The following is a 5,521-nucleotide window of genomic DNA, read 5'->3' on the forward strand; positions in this document are numbered from 1 at the left end:
GGGCCGCGTTGGGCGTGTTCTTTGAGAACTCAACAGTGTGTCGATGAAATTGTCAGTGCCAAAATTTTTTTGGCATGCATGAACAATCGTTAGTTTGGTTGTTTGTGTGTGGCTTTTCTCGTTTATTTCTTTGCGAGATGTATTTCTGGAAACATTGATTTTTGTCAGTGTTTTCGTTTTGTTCAGGATTTCCTGATTATGCTGAAACCTTGTGTTTCTAGTGTTTTTTATGGAGAGTTTGATCCTGGCTCAGGACGAACGCTGGCGGCGTGCTTAACACATGCAAGTCGAACGGTAAGGCCCTTTCGGGGGTACACGAGTGGCGAACGGGTGAGTAACACGTGGGTGATCTGCCCTGTACTTTGGGATAAGCCTGGGAAACTGGGTCTAATACCGAATATTCACTTTCTCCTGCATGGGGGTTGGTGGAAAGCTTTTGCGGTACAGGATGAGCCCGCGGCCTATCAGCTTGTTGGTGGGGTAATGGCCTACCAAGGCGACGACGGGTAGCCGGCCTGAGAGGGCGACCGGCCACACTGGGACTGAGACACGGCCCAGACTCCTACGGGAGGCAGCAGTGGGGAATATTGCACAATGGGCGCAAGCCTGATGCAGCGACGCCGCGTGAGGGATGACGGCCTTCGGGTTGTAAACCTCTTTCAGTAGGGACGAAGCGCAAGTGACGGTACCTACAGAAGAAGCACCGGCCAACTACGTGCCAGCAGCCGCGGTAATACGTAGGGTGCGAGCGTTGTCCGGAATTACTGGGCGTAAAGAGCTCGTAGGCGGTTTGTCACGTCGTCTGTGAAAACCCGAGGCTTAACCTCGGGCCTGCAGGCGATACGGGCAGACTTGAGTACTGTAGGGGAGACTGGAATTCCTGGTGTAGCGGTGGAATGCGCAGATATCAGGAGGAACACCGGTGGCGAAGGCGGGTCTCTGGGCAGTAACTGACGCTGAGGAGCGAAAGCGTGGGTAGCGAACAGGATTAGATACCCTGGTAGTCCACGCCGTAAACGGTGGGTACTAGGTGTGGGTTTCCTTCCACGGGATCCGTGCCGTAGCTAACGCATTAAGTACCCCGCCTGGGGAGTACGGCCGCAAGGCTAAAACTCAAAGGAATTGACGGGGGCCCGCACAAGCGGCGGAGCATGTGGATTAATTCGATGCAACGCGAAGAACCTTACCTGGGTTTGACATATAGAGGATCGCCGCAGAGATGTGGTTTGCCTTGTGCCTTCTATACAGGTGGTGCATGGCTGTCGTCAGCTCGTGTCGTGAGATGTTGGGTTAAGTCCCGCAACGAGCGCAACCCTTGTCTCATGTTGCCAGCACGTAATGGTGGGGACTCGTGAGAGACTGCCGGGGTCAACTCGGAGGAAGGTGGGGATGACGTCAAGTCATCATGCCCCTTATGTCCAGGGCTTCACACATGCTACAATGGCGCGTACAGAGGGCTGCGATACCGTGAGGTGGAGCGAATCCCTTAAAGCGCGTCTCAGTTCGGATTGGGGTCTGCAACTCGACCCCATGAAGTCGGAGTCGCTAGTAATCGCAGATCAGCAACGCTGCGGTGAATACGTTCCCGGGCCTTGTACACACCGCCCGTCACGTCATGAAAGTCGGTAACACCCGAAGCCGGTGGCCTAACCCTTGTGGAGGGAGCTGTCGAAGGTGGGATTGGCGATTGGGACGAAGTCGTAACAAGGTAGCCGTACCGGAAGGTGCGGCTGGATCACCTCCTTTCTAAGGAGCATTTAGTGCCGTTTCGGACCCGAGTGTGGTTCGGCGGTCGCTCATATTATTGGGTGGAACACTGACACGATAGAGTTTTGTTTTGTTGCCCTGGCCGGTTTGGTCGGTCGGGGGTTTCGTCGGCACACTGTTGGGTGTCTGAGAGGGCACGTTCTTCTCTTGCTGCCAGATGTCTGCGCTGGTTGTTGCCGGTGGCGGTGTGGTGGTGTGTGTTGTTTGAGAATTGTATAGTGGACGCGAGCATCAACGCGATGCCGGCACATGCTTTGTGTGTTGGTGTTGTGTTTTTGTTTCTGTAATTTTGTTTCTGTGTAAGCATATTTTGTTGTGTTTCTTTTGGCGCTTGCATGCGAGTGTGCATTGGGTGCGCGACCGTTTTGGTTGTGTGTTTGGTGTGTGTTTTGTGTGTTGTAAGTGTCTAAGGGCGCACGGTGGATGCCTTGGCGCAAGGAGCCGATGAAGGACGTGGGAGGCTGCGATATGCCTCGGGGAGCTGTCAACCGAGCTGTGATCCGAGGATTTCCGAATGGGGAAACCCAGCACCAGTCATGTGGTGTTACCCGCCTCTGAATATATAGGGGGTGTGGAGGGAACGAGGGGAAGTGAAACATCTCAGTACCCTCAGGAAGAGAAAACAATTGTGATTCCGTGAGTAGTGGCGAGCGAAAGCGGATGAGGCTAAACCATGCACATGTGATACCGGGTAGGGGTTGTGTGTGTGGTGTTGTGGGGTTCATCTTTCCAGTTCTACCTGGCTGGACAGCAGTGAGAAAGCGTCGTGTTAGGTGAAGTGGCCTGGAATGGTCCGCCGGAGAGGGTGAGAGTCCTGTAACCGAAAACGTGGTGCCTGTTGTGATGGATTCCCGAGTAGCAGCGAGCCCGTGGAATTTGCTGTGAATCTGCCGGGACCACCCGGTAAGCCTGAATACTACCTTGCGACCGATAGCGGACTAGTACCGTGAGGGAAAGGTGAAAAGTACCCCGGGAGGGGAGTGAAATAGTACCTGAAACCGTGTGCTTACAATCCGTCAGAGCCCTCTTGTGGGGTGATGGCGTGCCTTTTGAAGAATGAGCCTGCGAGTCAGTGCTCGGTGGCGAGGTTAACCCGAGTGGGGCAGCCGTAGCGAAAGCGAGTCCGAATAGGGCGTTTGAGTCGCCGGGTCTGGACCCGAAGCGGAGTGATCTACCCATGGCCAGGGTGAAGCAGCAGTAAGATGTTGTGGAGGCCCGAACCCACTTAGGTTGAAAACTGAGGGGATGAGCTGTGGGTAGGGGTGAAAGGCCAATCAAACTCCGTGATAGCTGGTTCTCCCCGAAATGCATTTAGGTGCAGCGTCACGTGTTTCTTGCCGGAGGTAGAGCTACTGGATGGCCGATGGGCCCTCACAGGTTACTGACGTCAGCCAAACTCCGAATGCCGGTAAGTGAGAACGTGGCAGTGAGACTGCGGGGGATAAGCTTCGTAGTCGAGAGGGAAACAGCCCAGATCGCCGGCTAAGGCCCCTAAGCGTGTACTAAGTGGAAAAGGATGTCCGGTCGCGAAGACAACCAGGAGGTTGGCTTAGAAGCAGCCATCCTTGAAAGAGTGCGTAATAGCTCACTGGTCTAGTGGCTGGGCGCCGACAATGTAGCGGGGCTCAAGTACACCGCCGAAGCCGCGGCACTCACACTTCGTGTGTGGGTGGGTAGGGGAGCGTCGTGCAGCCGTAGAAGCAGCGGGGTGACCCAGTTGTGGAGGCTGCGCGAGTGAGAATGCAGGCATGAGTAGCGAATGACAAGTGAGAAACTTGTCCTCCGGATGACCAAGGGTTCCTGGGCTAGGTTAATCCTCCCAGGGTGAGTCGGGACCTAAGGCGAGGCCGACAGGCGTAGTCGATGGACAACGGGTTGATATTCCCGTACCCGTGTCAGATCGCCCCTGATGAATCAGTTGTACTAACCGTCCTGAAGCCCTTCTTTCACCTTCGGGTGTTTGTTGGGTGGATGCACGGGACCTCGGCTGGTAGTAGTCAAGCGATGGGGTGACGCAGGAAGGTAGTGGGGCCAGTCAGTGGTTGTACTGGTGTAAGCCTGTAGGGCGAGATCTAGGCAAATCCGGATCTCATCAAGCCTGAGAGGTGATGCGTAGCCGTTGCGGCGAATTCCATGATCCTATGCTGCCGAGAAAAGCCTCTAGCGAGATCTGATGTGGCCCGTACCCCAAACCAACACAGGTGGTCAGGTAGAGAATACCAAGGAGATCGAGAGAACTGTGGTTAAGGAACTCGGCAAAATGCCCCCGTAACTTCGGGAGAAGGGGGACCTCGTCTGGTGATGGCCTTCACGGTCTGAGCTGGGTGGGGTCGCAGAGACCAGAGAGAAGCGACTGTTTACTAAAAACACAGGTCCATGCGAAGTCGTAAGACGATGTATATGGACTGACGCCTGCCCGGTGCTGGAAGGTTAAGAGGACCGGTTAGCCGTAAGGCGAAGCTGAGAATTTAAGCCCCAGTAAACGGCGGTGGTAACTATAACCATCCTAAGGTAGCGAAATTCCTTGTCGGGTAAGTTCCGACCTGCACGAATGGCGTAACGACTTCTCTGCTGTCTCAACCACAGACTCGGCGAAATTGCAGTACGAGTAAAGATGCTCGTTACGCGCGGCAGGACGAAAAGACCCCGGGACCTTCACTATAGCTTGGTATTGGTGTTCGGTTCGGTTTGTGTAGGATAGGTGGGAGACTGTGAAGCGGGCACGCCAGTGTTCGTGGAGTCGTTGTTGAAATACCACTCTGATCGTATTGGATACCTCAACCTCGGACCATGATCTGGTTCAGGGACAGTGCCTGGTGGGTAGTTTAACTGGGGCGGTTGCCTCCCAAAATGTAACGGAGGCGCCCAAAGGTTCCCTCAGCCTGGTTGGCAATCAGGTGTTGAGTGCAAGTGCACAAGGGAGCTTGACTGTGAGACTGACAGGTCGAGCAGGGACGAAAGTCGGGACTAGTGATCCGGCACCGGCAAGTGGAAGCGGTGTCGCTCAACGGATAAAAGGTACCCCGGGGATAACAGGCTGATCTTCCCCAAGAGTCCATATCGACGGGATGGTTTGGCACCTCGATGTCGGCTCGTCGCATCCTGGGGCTGGAGTAGGTCCCAAGGGTTGGGCTGTTCGCCCATTAAAGCGGCACGCGAGCTGGGTTTAGAACGTCGTGAGACAGTTCGGTCTCTATCCGCCGCGCGCGTTAGAAACTTGAGGAAGGCTGTCCCTAGTACGAGAGGACCGGGACGGACGAACCTCTGGTGTGCCAGTTGTTCCACCAGGAGCACGGCTGGTTGGCTACGTTCGGAAGGGATAACCGCTGAAAGCATCTAAGCGGGAAGCCTGTTCCAAGATTAGGTTTCTCACCACCTTGAGTGGGTAAGACCCCCTACAGACTATGGGGTTGATAGGCCAGAACTGGAAGCGCAGTAATGCGTGCAGGTGACTGGTACTAATCGGTCGAGGGCTTACCACACACATAACATTCGCCAAAACGAACCAATTCTGATGGTTTACACGCTGCGCAATGTTACAGAAAACCGGTCCTGCGGGGCCGGTTCGCGTCCACTATGCAATGTCTGAGACAACACACGACTGTGTGATTGTTTCGCAGTGTTACGGCGGCCATAGCGGAGGGGAAACGCCCGGCTCCATTCCGAACCCGGAAGCTAAGCCCTCCAGCGCCGATGGTACTGCACTCGTGAGGGTGTGGGAGAGTAGGACACCGCCGGACTAAAATTAGATACA

Annotated in this window: 3 rRNA genes; all 3 read left to right on the forward strand. The window is 55.0% G+C overall.

Going from position 1 to position 5,521, the window contains the following annotated elements:
- Positions 1 to 226 precede the first annotated feature (226 nt).
- The 3 genes from BN39_RS12315 (at position 227) to rrf (ending at position 5,507) form a co-directional block, all read left to right on the forward strand.
- Positions 227 to 1,746, forward strand: a 16S ribosomal RNA gene (locus BN39_RS12315).
- Between the two features lie 417 nt (positions 1,747 to 2,163).
- Positions 2,164 to 5,249, forward strand: a 23S ribosomal RNA gene (locus BN39_RS12320).
- Positions 5,250 to 5,390: 141 nt separating this feature from the next.
- Positions 5,391 to 5,507: ribosomal RNA gene (gene rrf, locus BN39_RS12325) — 5S ribosomal RNA — on the forward strand.
- The 16S, 23S and 5S rRNA genes sit together here, the layout of an rRNA operon.
- Positions 5,508 to 5,521 lie beyond the last annotated feature (14 nt).

The organism is Tsukamurella sp. 1534 (assembly GCF_000312385.1).
In the GTDB taxonomy this organism is placed as follows: Bacteria; Actinomycetota; Actinomycetes; order Mycobacteriales; family Mycobacteriaceae; genus Tsukamurella.